The sequence below is a fragment of the Vibrio sp. 1580 genome, from assembly GCF_033340055.1.
Genome location: NZ_JAWOVT010000500.1, coordinates 1 through 580 on the forward strand (window position 1 = coordinate 1; position 580 = coordinate 580).

The following is a 580-nucleotide window of genomic DNA, read 5'->3' on the forward strand; positions in this document are numbered from 1 at the left end:
CGCCGTATGGTACGTCAGTCATTAGTTGACGTTTCACAGCGGCTTCCAGTGCTTCTGTTAGTTCTTCTTTACTCGTGCTGTTACCTTGAACAGCGGCATATTCGTTCCAGTCACGGATGTAGTAACGCTGAGGTTCTGTATCTTTTGAGCTGTAGTGCGAACCTGGAGGGAATTCGCTGACTGTTTTACAAACGGGTACGAGTGCTTTCATTTCGGAAGCGACGTAGTAGTTACCGTGTTCATCGTAACCTTGGTAAAGTGGAATGATACCGATATGGTCACGACCTACTAGGTACTCATCTTTTTCTTCATCGTACAGTACGAAAGCAAAAATGCCGTTTAGCTCTTCAAGAAGATCAGCACCCATGTCTTGATACAGCGCTAAAATAACTTCACAGTCAGAGTCTGTTTGGAATTCGTACTTGCCTTCGTAGCGAGCGCGAATCTCTTTGTGGTTGTAGATCTCACCGTTAACGGCAAGGATTAGTTTTTTATCAGGGCTGTATAGTGGTTGAGCACCGCTATTTAAACCAACGATAGCCAAGCGCTCGTGAGCTAGGATTGCTCTTTCTGAAGAGTA

Annotated in this window: 1 pseudogene; it reads right to left on the reverse strand. The window is 45.2% G+C overall.

The features are described 5' to 3' along the window. Window positions 1-580, reverse strand: a pseudogene (asnB, locus tag R7093_RS26805) (asparagine synthase B); the annotation flags it as partial.